Source organism: Allobosea sp. NPDC055353, assembly GCF_053644975.1.
Window position 1 is genome coordinate 1068501 of sequence record NZ_JBSHMC010000002.1, and the last position, 18970, is coordinate 1087470.

At 66.5% G+C, this 18970-nt stretch carries 18 protein-coding genes and 1 tRNA gene; 17 read left to right on the plus strand and 2 right to left on the minus strand.

Going from position 1 to position 18970, the window contains the following annotated elements:
* Window positions 1–167 precede the first annotated feature (167 nt).
* From ACWIEX_RS18475 to ACWIEX_RS18545, 15 genes are all read left to right on the plus strand, one after another.
* Window positions 168–2045, plus strand: coding sequence for an ABC transporter ATP-binding protein (locus tag ACWIEX_RS18475; protein ID WP_454034812.1), 1878 nt, complete (start codon window positions 168–170; stop codon window positions 2043–2045).
* Window positions 2042–3997, plus strand: coding sequence for an ABC transporter substrate-binding protein (locus ACWIEX_RS18480; protein WP_454034432.1), 1956 nt, complete (start codon window positions 2042–2044; stop codon window positions 3995–3997). Before ACWIEX_RS18475 ends, ACWIEX_RS18480 begins: the two co-directional genes overlap by 4 nt.
* Before the next feature lie 6 nt (window positions 3998–4003).
* Window positions 4004–5002 carry an ABC transporter permease gene (locus ACWIEX_RS18485; RefSeq protein ID WP_061970320.1) on the plus strand — a complete coding sequence of 333 codons (999 nt, stop codon included), beginning with the start codon at window positions 4004–4006 and terminating at the stop codon, window positions 5000–5002.
* A complete protein-coding gene (locus ACWIEX_RS18490; RefSeq protein ID WP_454034433.1) occupies window positions 4999–6186 on the plus strand; it encodes an ABC transporter permease in 1188 nt (395 codons plus the stop codon). Before ACWIEX_RS18485 ends, ACWIEX_RS18490 begins: the two co-directional genes overlap by 4 nt.
* 26 nt (window positions 6187–6212) lie before the next feature.
* Complete coding sequence (locus ACWIEX_RS18495) at window positions 6213–7352, plus strand: glycosyltransferase family 4 protein (protein WP_454034434.1); 1140 nt, start codon at window positions 6213–6215, stop codon at window positions 7350–7352.
* The gene (locus ACWIEX_RS18500; RefSeq protein ID WP_454034435.1) at window positions 7349–8122 is read left to right on the plus strand and encodes a polysaccharide deacetylase family protein; all 774 of its coding nucleotides are present in this window, start codon (window positions 7349–7351) and stop codon (window positions 8120–8122) included. The genes ACWIEX_RS18495 and ACWIEX_RS18500 overlap by 4 nt, the downstream gene beginning before the upstream one ends.
* A gap of 162 nt (window positions 8123–8284) precedes the next feature.
* Entirely contained in the window at window positions 8285–9565 is a 1281-nt protein-coding gene (locus tag ACWIEX_RS18505) for a glycosyltransferase family protein (protein ID WP_454034436.1), read from the plus strand.
* Between the two features lie 72 nt (window positions 9566–9637).
* On the plus strand, window positions 9638–9826 hold the full coding sequence (locus ACWIEX_RS18510) for a twin transmembrane helix small protein (RefSeq protein ID WP_454034437.1): 189 nt from the start codon (window positions 9638–9640) through the stop codon (window positions 9824–9826).
* A gap of 156 nt (window positions 9827–9982) precedes the next feature.
* Window positions 9983–10579, plus strand: a complete 597-nt coding sequence (locus ACWIEX_RS18515) for an acyloxyacyl hydrolase (protein ID WP_454034438.1) — start codon at window positions 9983–9985, stop codon at window positions 10577–10579.
* Window positions 10580–10637: 58 nt separating this feature from the next.
* A complete protein-coding gene (locus tag ACWIEX_RS18520; RefSeq protein ID WP_454034439.1) occupies window positions 10638–11219 on the plus strand; it encodes a cob(I)yrinic acid a,c-diamide adenosyltransferase in 582 nt (193 codons plus the stop codon).
* Between the two features lie 6 nt (window positions 11220–11225).
* A complete protein-coding gene (locus tag ACWIEX_RS18525; protein ID WP_454034440.1) occupies window positions 11226–11924 on the plus strand; it encodes a rhomboid family intramembrane serine protease in 699 nt (232 codons plus the stop codon).
* Between the two features lie 164 nt (window positions 11925–12088).
* A complete protein-coding gene (locus ACWIEX_RS18530; protein WP_454034441.1) occupies window positions 12089–12835 on the plus strand; it encodes an electron transfer flavoprotein subunit beta/FixA family protein in 747 nt (248 codons plus the stop codon).
* Window positions 12835–13779 (plus strand): electron transfer flavoprotein subunit alpha/FixB family protein, encoded by a 945-nt coding sequence (locus ACWIEX_RS18535; protein ID WP_454034442.1) that lies wholly within the window; start codon window positions 12835–12837, stop codon window positions 13777–13779. The genes ACWIEX_RS18530 and ACWIEX_RS18535 overlap by 1 nt, the downstream gene beginning before the upstream one ends.
* An 83-nt stretch (window positions 13780–13862) precedes the next feature.
* Window positions 13863–14747: a 3-hydroxybutyryl-CoA dehydrogenase gene (locus tag ACWIEX_RS18540; protein ID WP_454034443.1), complete on the plus strand. Its 885-nt coding sequence runs from the start codon at window positions 13863–13865 to the stop codon at window positions 14745–14747.
* 224 nt (window positions 14748–14971) lie between these two features.
* A complete protein-coding gene (locus ACWIEX_RS18545) occupies window positions 14972–15529 on the plus strand; it encodes an HNH endonuclease (protein WP_454034444.1) in 558 nt (185 codons plus the stop codon).
* Between the two features lie 3 nt (window positions 15530–15532).
* Here ACWIEX_RS18545 and ACWIEX_RS18550 read toward each other — a convergent pair whose 3' ends face one another.
* A complete protein-coding gene (locus tag ACWIEX_RS18550) occupies window positions 15533–16060 on the minus strand; it encodes a disulfide bond formation protein B (RefSeq protein ID WP_454034445.1) in 528 nt (175 codons plus the stop codon).
* Window positions 16061–16067: 7 nt separating this feature from the next.
* Window positions 16068–16679 (minus strand): YqaA family protein, encoded by a 612-nt coding sequence (locus ACWIEX_RS18555; RefSeq protein ID WP_454034446.1) that lies wholly within the window; start codon window positions 16677–16679, stop codon window positions 16068–16070.
* A 195-nt stretch (window positions 16680–16874) separates the two neighbouring features.
* Here ACWIEX_RS18555 and ACWIEX_RS18560 point away from each other — a divergent pair.
* Window positions 16875–16959: transfer RNA gene (locus ACWIEX_RS18560), tRNA-Leu, on the plus strand.
* Window positions 16960–17247: 288 nt separating this feature from the next.
* Window positions 17248–18903, plus strand: a complete 1656-nt coding sequence (locus ACWIEX_RS18565; RefSeq protein WP_454034447.1) for an MFS transporter — start codon at window positions 17248–17250, stop codon at window positions 18901–18903.
* Window positions 18904–18970 lie beyond the last annotated feature (67 nt).

Genomic DNA, 18970 nt, shown 5'->3' on the forward strand with positions numbered 1-18970 from the left:
TCACCCGCAGGGCGCGGCGCTTTTTGGCGACTGCCGTGTCGTTCTTCGTAGCAAGCCGGAAGGCTTGCGTCCTCGAACTCCTTGCATTCGCCAAAAAGCGCCAGCGCCAAATCGCTTCCACAGTCCATAACAGCCTCTAAGCTCCCGGGGACGTGCCGCTTCAGACCATGGACATCCTGCGCATCAGCGACCTGCGTATCGGCTTCACGATCCACGGCCTCGCCCGTGACGTCGTGAAGGGCGTCAGCCTGCGCGTCCCTGCGGGCAAGACCGTCGCGCTGGTCGGCGAATCCGGCTCCGGCAAATCGGTGATCTCGCAGGCCATCATGGGTCTCCTGCCCCGCGCCGGCGGCATCACCGGCGGCGAGATCCTGTTCCGCGACCCGCAGGCCCCCGAGACCGTCGTCGACATCGCGACGCTGCCCGCCGAAGGCAAGGGCATCCGGGCGCTGCGCGGCGGGCGGATCGGCATGATCTTCCAGGAGCCGATGTCCTCGCTCTCGCCGGTCCATACGATCGGCAACCAGATCGAGGAGGCGCTGCTCCTGCACCGGCCGATGCCGAAGCCTGAGGCGCGCGAATTGATCGAAGCGATGCTGAAGCGCGTCGGCTTCAAGAACCCGAAGCGCGCCTTCGGCCTCTATTCCTTCGAGCTCTCGGGCGGGCTGCGCCAGCGCGCCATGCTCGCCATGGCGCTGATCTGCCAGCCGGCCCTGCTGATCGCCGACGAGCCCACCACGGCTCTCGACGTCACCATCCAGGCCCAGGTCCTCGACCTGATGCGCGATCTCCAGGCCGAGATGGGCATGGCGATCCTGCTCATCACCCATGATCTCGGCGTCGTCGCCAACATGGCCGACGAGGTCGTCGTGATCTTCCACGGCGAGATCATGGAGCGCGGCACGGTCGAGGACATCTTCCGCCGCCCGCGCCACCCCTATCTCAAGGCACTGCTCGACGCCTCCCCGCATTTCGACATGCAGGACGGCGAGCGGCTGGTCGCGCTCAGGGAAGCCCGCCCGCGCCCGGCCGTGGCCGCGCCGCCACCAAAGCCCGCGGCAGACGCCGCCCCGGTGCTCAGCGTCCGCGGCCTCCACAAGACCTATGTCACGGGTTCGCGCGGTTTCTTCGGCAAGGGCAGCCAGACCAGCGTCAAGGCCGTCAACGATGTCAGCTTCGACATCCGGCGCGGCGAATGCCTCGGCCTCGTCGGTGAGAGCGGCTGCGGCAAGACCACGGTCAGCAAGATCGTGATGCGGGCGGTCACGCCCGATTCCGGAGAGATCGCCTTCGACGACGGGCGCGAGCGGATCGACGTACTCGGCCTCGAAGGCGAGGACCTCCGCAGGTTCCGCCCGCGCGTCCAGATGATCTTCCAGGACCCGGTCTCGTCGCTGTCGCCGCGCATGACCGTGATGAACATCCTGCGCGAGCCGCTGGTCATCCATGGCCGCGGCGATCCGGCCGGGCAGGACGAACGGGTGCGGACCCTGATGCAGGATGTCGGGCTCGATATGCGGTTCCTCAACCGCTATCCGCATTCCTTCTCCGGCGGCCAGCGCCAGCGCATCGGCATTGCCCGCGCCCTCGCGCTCGACCCCGACCTGATCATCTGCGACGAGCCGGTCTCGGCGCTCGACGTCTCCGTGCAGGCGCAGATCCTCAACCTGCTCAAGGACCTGCAGGCCGAGCGCGGGCTGACCTTCCTGTTCATCTCGCATAATCTCGCTGTGGTGAACTACATGGCGGACCGCATTGCCGTGATGGCCAATGGCCGGATCGTCGAACTGGCGCCGCGCCATGCGCTCTTCGACCGCCCCGCCCATCCTTACACGAGGGCGCTGCTACGCTCCGTGCCCTTCGCCGATCTCGACCGCAGGCTCGACTTCAAGCTGGCCGCGCCCGGCGGCGCCTCCGACGACAGCCATTGGGACAAGGCCTTCAAGGCAGGGCCCGACGAGGGCGCCCTGACGCATCTGCCGCTCGGCGACGGCCATTTCGTACTCGCGCGGCCGAATTCCGATATGCGGGAGCTGGTGCCATGACGCGCCGTGCCCCGCACCCGACCCGCCGCACCGCATTGCTGCTCGGCTCCGCCGCTCTCGCGGGAGCCGCCTTGCCGCGCCTCGCGCAGGCCGCGCCGTTCTCGGGCACTGCGATCGGCAGCCCGTTCTTCGCGGACCAGGTCACCGCCGGCACCCTGCCTCCGGTCGCCGCGCGCCTGCCGGCCAATCCACGCATCATCGATCTGGCGGCACTCGGCCGTGAGCCCGGCCGCCATGGCGGCAATATCCGCATGCTGATGGGCGACCAGCGCGACATCCGCATGATGACGCTCTACGGCTACACCCGCCTGATGGTCTATGACGAGAATCTCGAGCTCGTGCCGGACCTGCTCGAGAGCTGCGAGGTGGAGGATGGCCGCATCTTCACCCTCAAACTGCGCCAGGGCCATCGCTGGTCGGACGGCTCGCCCTTCACCACCGAGGATTTCCGCTACTGGTGGGAGGATATCGCCAACAACAAGCGGCTTTCGCCGGGCGGCCCGCCCCAGGCCCTGTTCTCGGCCAATGAACCGCCGCGCTTCGAGATCCTGAGCGAGACCGAAGTCCGCTACAGCTGGAAGACCCCGAACCCGATCTTCCTGCCGGCGCTGGCGGGCGCGCAGCCGACCTACATCTTCATGGCCTCCGGCTATCTCAAGCAGTTCCACGAGCGCCACGCCCCGAAGCATGAATTGGCCCAGCGGGTGAAGGAGCACCATGTCCGCGACTGGGGCGCGCTGCACGAGCGGCTTTCGCGCATGTACCGGCCTGAGAACCCGAAGCTGCCGACGCTGGAGCCCTGGCGCAACACCACGCCCTTGCCGGCCGAGCAGTTCGTCTTCGAGCGCAACCCCTATTTCCACCGGATCGACAGGAATGGCCGCCAGCTCCCCTATACCGACCAGGTGACGCTGACGATCGGCACGAGCTCGCTCATCCCGGCCAAGGCCGCGGCCGGCGAGTCCGACCTCCAGGCCCGCTATATCCGCTTCGACAACTACACCTTCCTGAAGGAAGCCTCGAAGCGGATGAATTTCGACGTCAGGCTGTGGAAACGGGCGGAGGGCGCCTATTTCGCCCTGCTCCCCAACCTGAACGCCATCGACCCGGTCTGGCGCGACCTCAACCGCGATGTCCGCTATCGCCGGGCGATCTCGGTCGCGATCAACCGCAAGGACGTCAACAAGGTCATCTTCTTCGGACTGGCGCGCGAGAGCGGCAACACCGCCCTGCCCGAAAGCCCGCTCTACGACGCCAAGCTCGCCGCGCTCTGGACCCAGCACGACCCTGCGCTCGCCAACCGCCTGCTCGACGAGATCGGCCTGACCAAACGCGACGACGACGGCATCCGCCTGCTGCCAGATGGGCGCCGGCTGGAATTCACCATCGAGACCGCCGGCGAGAACACCGAGGAAACCGACATCCTCGACCTGCTCAAGCAGGACTTCTTCGATGTCGGCATGAAAATCTATCCCCGCTCGACCCAGCGCGACGTCTTCCGCCGCCGCATCCTCGCCGGCCAGACGGTGATGTCGGCCTGGGCCGGCATGGACAATGCGCTGGTCACCTCGGACATGGAGCCGGATGCGCTGGCACCGACCTCCTCCGCCCAGTTCCAGTGGCCGCGCTGGGGCCAGTTCGTCGAGAACAGCGGCCGCGAAGGCGAACGGCCGGCCCTGGCGGAGGTCAACGAGCTCGTGCGGCTCTACGAGGAATGGCGCGTCAGCTCGACCCGCGACCAGCGCCGCGCTATCTGGCACAAGATGCTGACGATCAATGCCGAGCAGCTTTTCACCATCGGTGTGATCAACAGCACGCTGCAGCCGATCGTCGTCTCCAGGGACCTGCGCAACGTGCCCGAGAAAGGCCTCTACAGCTTCGAGCCCGGTGCCTTCATCGGCCGCTATATGCCCGACACCTTCTGGTTCGACCGAGCCGAGACCAAGGCCTGACGCGTGCTGATCCGCTACATCCTCAAGCGCATCCTGCTCATGATCCCGACGCTGATCGTCACCAGCGCGCTGATCTTCACCGTCATCAACCTGCCTGAAGGCGATTATTTCGAGACGCTCGCCGCCGAGATGCAGGCTCAGGGCGAGAAGGCGGACATGAGCCGCATCGAGTTCCTCAAGAAGGAATATGGCTTCGACAAGCCGCCGCTGGAACGTTACGTCCGCTGGGTCGCCGGCCTCATCCAGGGCGACATGGGCTATTCCTTCGAGTACCAGCGCCCGGTGCGCGAGATCGTCGGCGACCGCCTGCTGCTGACCATGATCGTGTCCTTCGCCACCATCATCTTCACCTGGATCGTCGCTTTCCCGATCGGCATCTACTCGGCGACGCACCAATATAGCTGGGGCGATTACGGCCTCACCTTCCTCGGCCTCGTCGGGCTTGCCGTGCCGCATTTCCTGCTGGCGCTGGTCTTCATGTATTTCGCCAATATCTGGTTCGGCACCTCGATCGGCGGCCTGGTCGATCCCGCCTATCTCAACCAGCCGATGAGCTGGGCCAAGCTCAAGTCGGTGCTCGAGCACCTCTGGATTCCCGTCATCATCATCGGCGCCGGCGGCACCGCCGGCATGATCCGGGCGCTGCGCGCCAACCTGCTCGACGAGTTGCAGAAGCAATATTACGTCACGGCCCGCGCCAAGGGGCTGCCGCCCGGCAAGGCGCTGCGGAAATATCCCCTGCGCATGTCGCTCAACTTCTTCATCTCGGATATCGGCGACATCCTGCCCTCGATCGTCTCAGGCGCCGAGGTCGTCGCCATCGTGCTCTCGCTGCAGACCACCGGGCCGCTGCTGATCCGCGCCCTGCAGAGCCAGGACATGTATCTCGCCGGCTCCTTCCTGATGTTCCTCTCCTTCCTGACCGTGATCGGCGTGCTGATCTCGGATATCGCGCTCGCCATCCTCGATCCGCGCATCCGCCTCCAGGGAGCCGCGACCAAGTGAAGGCGACCACGCTCAACCATCTTCCGCCGGACGGCGCGGCCCTGCCGCACGAGGTCTCGACGGCCCCGTTCGAGCCCTATGCCACCGAGGCGATGACGCCGGAGCAGGAGCGGGTCTATCTCGCCTCGCAATGGCAGTTGATGTGGTGGAAGTTCCGCAAGCACAAGCTCGCGGTCATCTCCGCCGTGGTGATCTTCGTGATCTACGCCATGGCGGCCTTCGCCGAGTTCCTCGCGCCTTATCACTACACGACGCGCAACACGGACTTCATCCGGGCGCCCAGCCAGAGCATCCACCTCTTCCACGAAGGCAGCTTCATCGGCCCCTTCGTCTATCCCTATGCGATGCGCCTCAACATGGAGAACCTGAAGCGCGAATACGAGGTCGACACCACGCGCCCGCAGCAGCTGCGCTTCTTCTGCGAGGGCGACAGCTACATGTTCTGGGGCCTGATCCCCGGCAACCGCCGCCTCGTCTGCCCGCCCAAGGACGGCACCTTCTTCTGGCTCGGCTCCGACCGGCTCGGCCGCGACATGCTCTCGCGCATCCTCTATGGCGGGCGCATCTCGCTCTCGATCGGCCTGCTCGGCGTCTCCGTCTCCTTCGTGCTCGGCGTCATCATCGGCGGCATCGCCGGCTATTATGGCGGCCGGATCGATCTCGTCGTCCAGCGCATCATCGAGATCGTGCAGTCGCTGCCGCATATCCCGCTCTGGCTGGCGCTGGCCTCGATCCTGCCGCCGACCTGGAGCCCGCTGCTGGTCTATTTCGGCATTACGGTGATCCTCGGCCTGATGGACTGGACCGGGCTTGCCCGCTCGGTGCGCTCGAAGCTGCTTTCGCTGCGCGAAGAGGATTATATCGTCGCAGCCCAGCTCATGGGCGCGAAGCCGCGCCGCATCATCGCGCTGCATCTCGTGCCCGGCTTCATGAGCCATCTCATCGCCTCGGCCACGATCACCATCCCCAAGACCATTCTGGGCGAGACCGCCCTCTCCTTCCTGGGCCTCGGCCTCAGGCCGCCGATCACCAGCTGGGGCGTGATGCTCAACGAAGCGCAGAACATCAACGTTGTGGCGCTTTATCCATGGCTGCTCTATCCGGTCGTGCCCGTGATCGTGATCATCCTCGCCTTCAACTTCCTCGGCGACGGCCTGCGCGACGCAGCCGACCCCTATCGCTGACAGCATCATCGACCCCGAAGACCGTCTTGCGCATCGCTTTTCACACCCCGCTCAATCCGGTCGGTGACGGCGGCGTCTCCGGCGACCGCCGCATGGCCCGCCAACTCGCCGCCGCGCTCGAAAGCCTCGGCCATGTCGTCGAACCTGTCGCAGCGCCGAAGACCTATTTTCGCGAACCGGACCCGGCGCGCTTTACCAGCGTCGTCACCGACGCGGCCCGCCTGCGCGATGCCCTGCTCGCCGGATACCAGGCCGGCCGGCCGCGCCCCGATCTCTGGTTCACCTACCACAACTACTACCGCTCGCCGGACCTCCTCGGTCCCGAGATCGCAACAACGCTCGGCATCCCCTATGTCACCGCCGAATCGAGCGATTCCGCCCGGCGCGCCACCGGCGAATGGGCCGGGCATACGGCGGCTGTCCGCCACGGGCTCGCCACCGGCGACGTCCATTTCTTCTTCACCGATCGTGATCGGCAGGGGCTCGAACCCTGGCGGAGCGAGGGCACGGCTCTGCTCGCTCTGCCACCCTTCGTCGCGATCCTTCCCGAGCAGCTCCAACCCGCCACTTCGTCGAGCCCGCCACGCCTCGTCACCATTGCGATGATGCGAGAGGGCGCCAAGCTGCAGAGCTACCTCACCCTCGCCCGCATCCTCGACCGCTGCCGGGGCGAAGACTGGATGCTGAGCATCATCGGCGACGGTCCCCGCCGTGCCGAGGTCGAAGCCGCCTTTGCCGGTCTCCCCGCTGGCCGCATCGCCTGGCACGGCCAGCTCGGCCGCGACGCCACCCAGGCCGAACTCGCCCGGCACGATATCTTCGTCTGGCCCGGCATCGACGAGGCCTATGGGCTGGTCTATCTCGAGGCCCAGGCGGCAGGATTGCCGGTCGTCGCCTTCGACAGCGGTGGCGTCGGCGAGACGGTGCGCACAGGCGAGACCGCCCTGCTCGCTCCCGAATTTGACGAGGAAGCCCTGGCCGCTGCCTTGACCAGCCTGCTGCGTGACACGGCGCTGCGCGACACAATGGGCGCGGCCGCCCGCCACTTCATCCTCGCCGAACGCACGCCGGTGCGCGCGGCGGAAAAGCTGGCGGAAGGGCTCGCGCTGGCCATCCGGAACCGCCGCGCCAAGCTGAAATCGCCTCCTGGGAAAGCCACGCCATGAATGCCTCGCCATGGCAGGCGCTCGCCCTGGAGCTCGACCGCTGGAGCATCGCGGGCCGAACGATCCGCCTCTGGCTGCGCGACGACGATACTGTGGCGCCAAGCCCGGCGCTCGACCGCCTTTCGGATCTGGGCGAGCGCTTCGCGGCACCGATCCTGCTCGCGGTCATCCCCCTGCTGGCCGAGCCTGCATTGGCACCGGCACTGCGCGACATGCCGCTGCTGCGTCCCTGCCAGCATGGCACCATTCATCGGAACCACTCACCTTCCGGCAGCAAGAAATCGGAGTTCGGCGCCGAGCGCGAGGCTGCCGATGTCGATGCCGACATCGCGTTGGGCCGGCAGCGCCTGCACGATCTGCTCGGGGACGCCGTCCTGCCGATCTTCGTGCCACCCTGGAACCGCATCGCCCAGGGCCATGCCGCGCGCCTCGGCGCGCTCGGCTTCGCCGGCCTCTCCTGCTTCCGCGATTATCGTCTCGGCCCGGATAGTGGCCCCCACCTGCTCAACACCCATGTCGACGTCATGGACTGGCATGGCGGCCGCGTCGGACGCCCGGCCACCGGCATCCTCGAAGAGTTCGTCGCCATGCTCACCGCGAGACGGCAAGGCGAGGTCGGCGACATCGATCTGGGGGTGTTGCTGCACCATCGCGACCATGATGAAACAGCCTGGTCCGCCCTCACCGATATCCTGAGCGCAGCCACCGCCCATCCGGCAGTCCGCATGATCGATCCCACCCGGCTTATCGCGGGGCCCGGGATCGGCTAGCAGGGTGGTATCGGGACGGGCCTTGGCCTGCCAAACCCATACCCACGTATAGTTCCGATGGGCTTGGATCGTCCCCAACGACCGGTTATAATCGCTCCATAGTTCCAACTGCGTTCGTCCTCGCCAAGAGGTCGTCTGGCCTTTCCGGGGGGCGACGTACCGATGCCTTCAAACGTCGTCGACCTCGCCGGTGCCGAACGCGCGCCGCGCAGCCCCCATGCGCCGCGCGTGCTGATCTACAGCCACGACACTTTCGGGCTCGGCCATATCCGCCGCTGCCGGGCCATTGCCAATGCGCTGATCGCGAGCTTTCCGCATATCTCTGTGATCATCGTCTCCGGCTCGTCCGTCATCTCCAGCTTCCAGTTCGGCGACGGCGTCGACTATGTCCGGATTCCCGGCGTCGAGAAGCAGAGCGACGGCAGCTACGAGCCGCATCATCTCAATCTCGACCTCGGCGACACGATCCGTCTGCGGGCCGACATCATCAAGCAGACCGTCCTGTCCTTCGATCCCGATGTCGTCATCGTCGACAAGGAGCCGGTCGGCCTGCGCGGCGAACTGAAGCCCTCGCTCGACATCCTGCGCCGGCGCGGCGCCCGCATCGTGCTCGGTCTGCGCGACGTGCTCGACGAACCCGCCGCCGTGCTGGAGGAATGGAGCCGCAACGGCGCGCTGGAGGCGCTCGACACGGTCTATGACGACATTTTCGTCTATGGCCTGGAGAACGTCTACCAGCCCCTGACCGGCCTGCCGGACCAGCACCGTTTCGCCGACAAGCTCCGTTACATGGGCTATCTCAAACGCGCCGTGCCGAGCCCGATGCCGCCGAACCGCTACCCGCGCATCACCAAGCAGCCCTTCATCCTGGTCACGCCCGGCGGCGGCGGCGACGGCGCCGGCGTCATCGACTGGGTGATCTCGGCCTATGAGGCCGATCCGACGATCGCTCTGCCCGCGCTCATCGTCTTCGGCCCGTTCATGTCGCGCGAGAAGCGCAAGGAATTCGCCGAGCGCATCGCACGCAATCCGAAGCTCGAAGGGCTCGGCTTCGAGCCGCGCCTCGAACTGCTGATGAACCGGGCCCACTGCGTCGTCGCCATGGGCGGCTACAACACCTTCTGCGAGATCCTCTCCTTCGACAAGCCGGCGCTGATCGTGCCGCGCGTCCGTCCGCGCCTGGAACAGGCGATCCGCGCCGGCCGCGCCGACGAGCTCAAACTGGTCGACGTCCTCTACGACCGCTCCCAGACCGGCGAGGGCGAACGCGATCCGCGCGTGATGGCGGCCGCGCTCCATGCGCTGCCGCGCCGCCCGCCCCCGTCGCAGGCCTTCGTGCCCGACCTGCTCGACGGCCTGCCCGCGATCAGCCGCGCGCTTGCCGACGATCTCTCCCTGCCCGTCCGTGGCCGCGCGCTCGCGCAGACGGCTGCGACGAGCTGACCCACGGCTCAGGCCACGTCAGCCGCATCTCGGCGCTGGTCAAGTTCCTCGCATGGTCCTAAGCCAATCCCCATGACGTTTTCGAACACTCTCGTATCCGTCGCGGTCGGCGCCGTCGCCGTCGTGCTCCTGCTCGGGCTCATCAACATGCTGCGCGGCGGCAGCGCCAACACCTCGCAGCGGTTGATGCGGCTGCGGGTCGTCCTGCAGTTCGTCGCCATCGTGCTGATCGTCATCGTCTTGTGGTGGCGCAACGGCTGAACGCCTGCGACACTGCGCGCAAGCCTTTGAAATAATTGAATTGAATTTCTTAACCCGCTGTGGACGAGAGCCTGCATTTCCGGGCTTTGCCACATTCCGAACACGAGTATGTGTGCTTCACTAACGCCTGCTCACACGTTCAATTGCCGAAGGCCCATGGTCCGCGTCGCGTTGCTGTCACTTGCCGTTTGCCTGGCCGCCTCTGCCGCTTCCGCGCAGACCCGGTCCCTCTCCGGCTCTGTCTCCAGCTACGCCCCCGCCACCGAGCCGCCTGCCCCCGCCTGGGAAGCCCGCATCGGTGCCGGCCTCGCCAATCCCGGCGGCCGGGAGAGCGGCTTGCCCAATCTGAGCGCGGACCTCCTGTCGCCGCGGCTCATTCCCCTGAGCGACCGGTTCGCAGCGGCCTTCATCCCCCGCTTCAACATGGGCGCGAGCGTCAACCTCAACGGCACGCGCTATGCCTATGCCGGGGCGACCTGGACCTTCGACGTGACACGCGACGTCTTCGTCGAGGCCAGCCTCGGCGCCGCGCTGAACGACGGCAAGACCGGGCCGGTCGTCCCGGAAAATCGCCTCGCGCTCGGCTGCAATACCGGCACGCGCGAAGCTGCCGCCCTCGGCTTCCGGCTCTCGGACCGCTGGAGCCTCGTCACCACGCTCGAACATTTCAGCACCGTCGGCTGCTCCGACAAGCCGGGCACGACCACCCGCGGCCCCGCCAATATCGGCGCAAGGCTGGGCTACACCTTCTGAAGCCCGGCTACGCCGCAAACGCGCTTCCGTCCCGCCGCAGCCACGCTATAAGCATGGCATGGTCAAGCTCAACCGCATCTACACGCGCACCGGCGACAACGGCACGACCGGGCTGACGAGCGGCCCGCGCCGACCCAAATTCGACCTGCGCGTCGCCGCCTACGGCACCGTCGACGAGACCAATGCCTGCGTCGGCCTCGCCCGCCTGCACGCGGCGCCGGAAGATGCTGTGGTCGACGCCATGCTCGCCCGCATCAGCAACGACCTCTTCGATCTCGGCGCCGATCTCTCGACGCCCGAGACCGACAAGCCCCTCGCCTTCGAGCCCTTGCGCATCGTCCAGGCGCAGGTCGACCGGATCGAAGCCGAGATCGACGAGCTGAACGCCGATCTCGCGCCCCTGCGCTCCTTCGTGCTGCCGGGCGGCACGCCGGCCGCGACCTATCTCCATCTCGCCCGCACCGTCAGCCGCCGCGCCGAGCGCCTGATGGCCGAGCTTGCCGCGACCGAAGGCGAGACCGTCGCCGCGCCCGCGCTGAAATACATCAACCGCCTCTCGGACTTCCTGTTCGTCGCCTCCCGTTACCTCAATGCCAAGGCAGCCGGCGACGTGCTCTGGGTGCCCGGCCAGAACCGCTGAGCCACCATGTTCGTCCCCCTGCATGACGGTGTACCGCTGCGCTTCATGCGCACGCCCTATGTCACCTACGGGCTGATCGGCGCCTGCCTCGCTCTGCAGATCGCCTTGCAGCTCTGGCCGAGTGAGGAAACCGAGCTGGCGATCATGGCCGGTTTCGGCATGATTCCCTCGGTGCTGTTCGGCACGGCGCAATTGCCGGAAGGGCTCGCCCATGTCCCGGCCTGGGCCACCCTCTTCACCAATGTGCTGCTGCACGCCAATGTCGCCCATCTCGTCGGCAACATGCTGTTCCTCTGGGTCTTCGGCGACAATGTCGAGGATGCGATGGGCCACGCCCGCTTCCTCGCCTTCTTCTTCCTCTGCGGGCTCGGCGGCTCGCTCTTCCATGCCGGCATGTATCCAGGGTCGGAGCAGCCCTTGATCGGTGCGTCGGGTGCGATCTCCGGCGTCATCGCCTCCTATCTGATGATCTATCCGCAGGTCCGGATCTGGGGCCTCGCCTTCAACTGGATTCCGATCCACATCCCGGCGCTCTATGCGCTCGGCGGCTGGATCCTGCTGCAGGCCGCCGCCGCCATCTTCGGTGCCGACGGCAATGTCGGCTGGTGGGCGCATCTCGGCGGGCTGGCGACGGGCGCCGCGCTGACCCCGCTCTTCGTGCACCGCAGCATTGCCCTGTTCGGGCGCAAGGCCGCCCATGGCTGAAGCCGCGCTGTTTTGCCCCCGAGCCGTGCCGGAACGGGCGTTGACAAGCGCAAACGGGCGTCGTTACGGTCCCAGCGCATTCCAGCCGAGGGCCGCGATGCCGCTGCCCTGCCGTCAGGTACGCTGCGGTGCAAGGCTCATCCTTTCTGAACGGTGATCTGGCGATGAAGATCTTGGTGCCCGTCAAGCGGGTTGTCGATTACAACGTGAAGATCCGCGTGAAGGCGGACGGGTCTGGCGTCGAACTCGCCAATGTGAAGATGTCGATGAACCCGTTCGACGAGATCGCCGTCGAGGAGGCCCTGCGTCTCAAGGAAGCCGGCAAGGCGACCGAGGTGATCGTGGTCTCGATCGGCCCGGCACAGGCTGCCGAGACGATCCGCACCGGCCTCGCCATGGGCGCCGACCGCGGCATCCTCGTGAAGGTCGACGGCATCGTCGAGCCGCTCGCCGTCGCCAAGCTGCTGCAGAAGGTCGTCGAGCAGGAGGGGCCCGGCCTCGTCATCCTCGGCAAGCAGGCGATCGACGACGATTGCAACCAGACCGGCCAGATGCTCGCAGCCCTTCTCGGCTGGGGCCAGGGCACCTTTGCTTCGAAGGTCGAGCTTGGCGCGGATAGCGTCGACGTCACCCGCGAGGTCGATGGCGGCCTGCAGACCGTGACGCTCAAGCTCCCGGCAATCGTCACCACGGACCTCCGCCTCAACGAGCCGCGCTATGCCTCGCTGCCGAACATCATGAAGGCGAAGAAGAAGCCGCTCGACGAGACCTCCGCCGAGACGCTCGGCGTCGATGTCGCGCCGCGCCTGAAAGTTCTGAAGACGGTCGAGCCGGCCGGCCGCTCCGCCGGCATCAAGGTGGCCAACGCCGCCGAACTCGTTTCCAAGCTCAAGACCGCCGGGGTGATCTGATGACCACGCTGCTGATCGCCGAACACGACAACGCCTCGATCAAGGACGCCACCGCCAAGGCGCTGACGGCCGCCGCCAAGCTCGGCGGGCCGGTCCACATCCTCGTCGCGGGCCAAGCTTCGAAGGCTGCGGCCGACGCGGCTGCGAAGCTCGCCGGCGTCGAGAAGGTCCTGCTCGCCGATGACGCGGCCTATGGCCATGCGCTGGCCGAGCCGCTCGCCGCGCTGATCGTCAAGCTCGCGGGCAATTACGACGCCATCGTCGCGCCCTCGACCACCACCGGCAAGAACGTGCTGCCGCGCGTCGCAGCCCTGCTCGACGTGATGCAGGTTTCCGATGTCAGCGGCATCGTCTCGCCCGACACGTTCGAGCGCCCGGTCTATGCCGGCAACGCCATCCAGACCGTGCAGTCGACCGACGCCAAGAAGCTCTTGACCATCCGCACCGCCTCCTTCGCGGCGGCGGGCGAAGGCGGCTCGGCCGCCGTCGAGGCCGTCTCGGCGGCCGAAAACCCCGGCAATTCCTCGTTCAAGGGCGAGGAAGTCGCCAAGTCCGATCGTCCGGAACTGGCCTCGGCCAAGATCATCATCTCGGGCGGCCGCGCGCTGGCCTCGGCCGAGAATTTCGGCAAGGTGATCGAGCCCGTTGCCGACAAGCTCGGCGCGGCCATGGGCGCCTCACGCGCTGCGGTCGATGCCGGCTATGCCCCGAACGACTGGCAGGTCGGCCAGACCGGCAAGGTCGTCGCCCCGGAGCTCTACATCGCCGTCGGCATTTCCGGCGCGATCCAGCATCTCGCCGGCATGAAGGACTCGAAGGTCATCGTCGCCATCAACAAGGACGAGGAAGCCCCGATCTTCCAGATCGCCGATTACGGCCTCGTCGGCGACCTCTTCACGATCCTGCCCGAGCTCGACGCCGAGCTCGCCAAAGCCGGCAAGTAAGGCCGGCACCACCCTTCCGGGCCGCCTCAGGGCGGCCCGTTCCGCTCCTGCGGGAGCCTGAAAAGTTCATCCGGGATCAAACCATGTCGGACCACGCGATCAAGACGATCGGCATTATCGGGGCAGGCCAGATGGGCAACGGCATCGCCCATGTCGCGGCGGCCGCCGGCTTCGACATCAAGCTGCACGACATCGCCGAGGAGCGGATCAATGCCGCGCTCGCCACGATCGACGGCAACATGGCCCGACAGGTCTCGAAGGGTGCGCTGGCGGAGGAGGAGCGCCGCGCCGCGATCGCCCGCATCCAGCCCGCAGTCGGCCTGGCCGATCTCGGCGATTGCGACCTCGTGATCGAGGCTGCGACCGAGAACGAGGAGGTCAAGCGGAAGATCTTCACCGCGGTCTGCCCGCATCTGCGCCCGGACGCGATCCTCGCCTCGAACACCTCGTCGATCTCGATCACGCGCCTCGCTGCCGCGACCGATCGCCCCGAGCACTTCATCGGCATCCATTTCATGAACCCGGTACCGCTGATGCAGCTCGTCGAGCTGATCCGCGGCATCGCCACCGATGACGGCACCTTCGAGCGCGCCAAGCAGCTCGTCGGCAGCCTGCACAAGACCGTCTCGGTCTCCGAGGACTTCCCAGCCTTCATCGTCAACCGCATCCTGCTGCCGATGATCAACGAGGCCGTCTATACGCTCTATGAGGGCGTCGGGTCGGTCGATGCCATCGACACTGCCATGCGGCTCGGCGCCAACCACCCGATGGGCCCGCTCCAGCTCGCCGATTTCATCGGCCTCGATACCTGCCTCTCGGTGATGCAGGTGCTCCATGACGGGCTGGCCGATTCGAAGTACCGCCCCTGCCCGCTCCTCGTGAAATACGTCGAAGCCGGCTGGCTCGGCCGCAAGACCAAGCGCGGCTTCTACGACTATCGCGGCGAGAAGCCCGTCCCGACCCGCTGACGAATCAGGCCGGCGGCACAAGAACGGCCAAAATCCGACCGGAAGCCATCACAATCCAGCGTTTGACTGCCGTGAATGGGGAAGATCCTCATTCGCGCGCAGACGCCTGTTGCCGTCGCAACAAGTTCCTTCACATTCCTGTCGTCTCGCGCTTACATTGATCCTCAGGCGGGATTCGTCCCGTTCGATGAAGCGGAGGTGCGACGGGTTTGACGGCGCATGTGATGCATCCGATGGCATCGCCGGATGGCTGTCCGGCCTTGGTGCTGAACGCCGATTTCCGGCCGCTCAGCTACTATCCCCTGTCGCTGTGGAGCTGGCAGGACGCGATCAAGGCGGTCTTCATGGACCGCGTCAACATCGTCTCAGAATACGACACCATCGTCCGCAGCCCGAGCTTCGACATGCGGCTGCCTTCGGTGGTCTCGCTCAAGAGCTATATCAAGCCCTCGCGGACACCCGCCTTCACCCGCTTCAACGTCTTCCTGCGCGACCGCTTCGCCTGCCAGTATTGCAATACGCGCGAGGAACTGACCTTCGACCACGTCGTCCCGCGCTCGAAGGGCGGGCTCACCACCTGGGAGAACGTCGTCGCCGCCTGCTCGCCCTGCAACCTGCGCAAGGGCGACAAGATGCCGGCCTCGGTCGAGATGTTCCCGGCCCAGAAGCCCTATGCGCCGACGGTCAACGACCTCCACCGCAACGGCAAGCTCTTCCCGCCGAATTACCTGCACGAGAGCTGGCTGGACTATCTCTACTGGGATTCCGAACTGGAGCCGTGAGGCTTACGCCGCAGTCTTTCCGCGCAGCAATCCGAGCACGGCGAGCAGGAAGAGCCCGGCCGAGGCCAGCGCATTCCAGCCGGCGAGCGACAGGCCGAGGAAACGCCACGCCGCTTCCGAGCAGGCGACGATCCGCGTCGTCTGCAACTGCTTCATGAAATCCTGCATGCCGGCCACTGCCGGAGCAGCCCCGCCGCAATCGTTCGGCCCCATGAACCAGCCCCACTCGACGCCGGCATGATAGATGCTGAGCCCCGTGCTCCACGCCATCAGCCCGGCGAGGCCAAGCAGGACGAGCCATTGCAGGCGGGCTGAACGCGCCAGCACCAGTCCGGCGAGCGCGAGCCCGATCGCGGCATAATGCGGCATGCGCTGTTCGAGGCAGAGCTTGCAGGGGCTCAGGTGCAGAACGAGCTCGAAAAACCAGGCTCCCGCAATCAGCGCCAGGCTAACGCTGCCGATGAGTGCGATAAGCTGCCGCGCGCTGGGCAGGCGACGCGAAGCGGAAGCAGCAGTGAGGGAGGCGGTCATGGCGGGCTCAGCAGGAGAGAAGCTGCCCGGACCCTGCGACGAGCTTGAGGCCGAAATAAAGCAGGATCAGCACGGCAGCGCCAGCAACGGCGATCACTTTCAGGCGACGTTCGATGAAATGGCGGATCGTGTCGCCATAGCGCCTGAGCAGGAAGGCCAGCGCGAAGAAGCGCGCCCCGCGCGCCAACACGCAGGAGAGGACGAAGAAGGTCAGGCCGATATGGACGGCACCCGCCAGGATCGTCACCACCTTGATCGGCGGCAGATGGGCAAGGCCCGAGGTCGTCAGCAGGATCAGCGTCGTATCCGGCCCGGCACAGGCCTTGAGCGTCTCGAAGGCTCCGAGCTTGCCGTAGAAGGCCAGGACCGGCTTCGCCAGCGCTTCGAAGGCATAATAGCCGATCGCATAGCCGGCGATGCCGCCGAGCACCGAGAACAGCGTCGCGATGAAGGCCAGCCGATAGGCCCGCTGCGGCCGGGCGAGCGCCATCGGCACGAACAGGACATCCGCCGGGATCAGGAAGAACGAGCTTTCGACGAAGGCGACGGCCGCCAGCCAGAGCTCCGCCCGCGGCCGGGCGGCGAGCGACATCGTCCATTCGTAGAGGCGCTTGAGCATGGCGCGCTCTAGAGCATGAGGCAGCCGGTGACGCAACGGCTTCCATAAGCCCGGCGATAGTTGTCGCGCCATCGCCTCCGCAATGCCGCCCTGACGACGAAACGCCCTGAAGATCATCCGGCAAAACCTGCGGGAATGACGCTTCCGCCGATTGACCGGCATCGGTCGATCGCTATAGTCCGCCCGCCTGCAAGGGCCCCTGTGGCGGAATTGGTAGACGCGCTCGACTCAAAATCGAGTTCCGCAAGGAGTGCTGGTTCGATCCCGGCCAGGGGCACCATTATCCATGTCTCACGCGAGTTCGCTTCGCTCACCGCTCCGATAGGGCGGCCTGGCCGGCCGGCGGGCTGTCGCCCTTGCGAGCCCTTCGGGTTCGATCTCGCTCCGGATAAGCGCACCATTCGCGACTCTCGCGACGTCTCCGATATTGTTGGCCCACGCGACGAGGACAATCGTCTCCTTGCAGGTCGTCCATGCCGGAAAATCAGGCCTTCCAGACGAAAATCATGACATAAGATTCCGGAATCACGCTCGGAACCAAGGCCGGCGGCCAGGAGCAGACGTCGGAATGAGCCGAGTCATGGATGCGCGGAAATCCGCGGCGGGTGCCGGGCCGTTTGCGCCTCTGAGGAATGTCACCTTCCGGGCGATCTGGCTTGCCGGGCTGATCTCCGGCCTGGGATGGCTGATCCAGACCATCGCCATGAGCTGGCTGATGGCGACGATCACGCCGTCCAGCGTCATGGTCGCGCTGGTTCAGGCAGCGACGAACCTGCCCGCCTTCATCCTGTCGATCTTCGCCGGCGCCATCGTCGACAATTTCAATCGCCGCAAGGTGATGCTGGCGGCCCGCACCCTGATGACCGTGACCGCCGTCGCGCTGACGATCCTCGTCGCGCTCGGCATGATCAATCCCTGGGTCATCCTGTTCTTCTGCTTTCTCGCCGGCTGCGGCATCGCCTTCAACGACCCCGCCTGGCAGGCCTCGGTCGGCGATATCGTCGATCGCAAGGATCTCGCAGCGGCGGTGACGCTGACCTCCGTCGGCTTCAACACCGTGCGCAGCGTCGGCCCGGCGCTCGGCGGCATCATCCTGGCGAGTTTCGGCCCGCTGACGGCCTTCTGCCTCTATACGCTCGGCCATCTCGCGCCGCTCGCCGTCGTCTGGCGCTCGCGCTGGAAGGTGCCGGTCCCGCGCCTGCCGCCCGAGGCGATGCTGACGGCGATCTCCGACGGCATCCGCTTCACCTCCCTGTCCTCGGAGATCAAGACGGCGCTCGGGCGCGGCTTCTTGTTCGGCTTCGCGGGCATCGCCATCCTCGCCCTGCTGCCATTGGTGGTGCGCGACCAGCTCAAGCAGGGCGCGATCGCCTATGGCACCCTGATGGCGGGCTTCGGCGCGGGCGCGCTACTAGCCGGCCTCGCCTCGACGACGCTTCGGCGCAAGCTGTCGGACGAGCAGATGCTGAAGCTGGCCTGCACGGCTTGCGCGACCTGCACGCTCTGTCTTTCGTTGACGCAGAGCCCGGCTCTGGCGGCCCTCGCGTTGATGCTCGGCGGCGCCGGATGGGTCCTGGGTTGGTCAGGCCTGAGCATCAGCGTGCAATGGGCAAGCCCCCGCTGGGTCGTCGGCCGGACGATTTCGCTTTACTACGCCCTCACCTCGCTCGGGCTAGCCGTGGGCAGCTGGCTCTGGGGCATGGTCACCGAGAGCTACTCCCTGTGCTTCGCCCTGCAGGCGTCGACCGCGGCCTCCCTTGGCGTCGCCCTTCTGGGCTTTCTCCTGCCGATCCATCAGCGCAAGGACTCCGATGTCTCGACACCCGACAACTTCGAAGCGCCGGCGCTAGGCCTTGACCTGAAGCCGCGCAGCGGGCCGATCGCGGTCAAGATCGAGTATCGGATCGCGCCCGATCAGGTCGAAGCCTTCCTCGCCCTGATGCTGCAGCGTCGGCGGGCACAGGGACGCAACGGCGCGCGTCGCTGGATTCTGACCCGCAACCTCCACGACATCACCGTCTGGACCGAGACCTTCCGCACGCCCACCTGGCACGACTATCTGCGCTTCAACTACCGCCGGACCGCTGCCGACAGGGTGCTGAATGACAGCCTCGCCGACCTGCATCAGGGGGATGGCGCGCCGGAGGTGACCCTCTCGATCGAGCGCCCCACCGCCGTGCCGCGAAAGCCCGGCATCTTCCGGTCCGACACCCCTCACGGCTGAAGCCTGTGCGTCCGCAGGGCGCACCGAATTCCTATAAAATTCCTATTCTGCGACGCCGCCAGCCGTC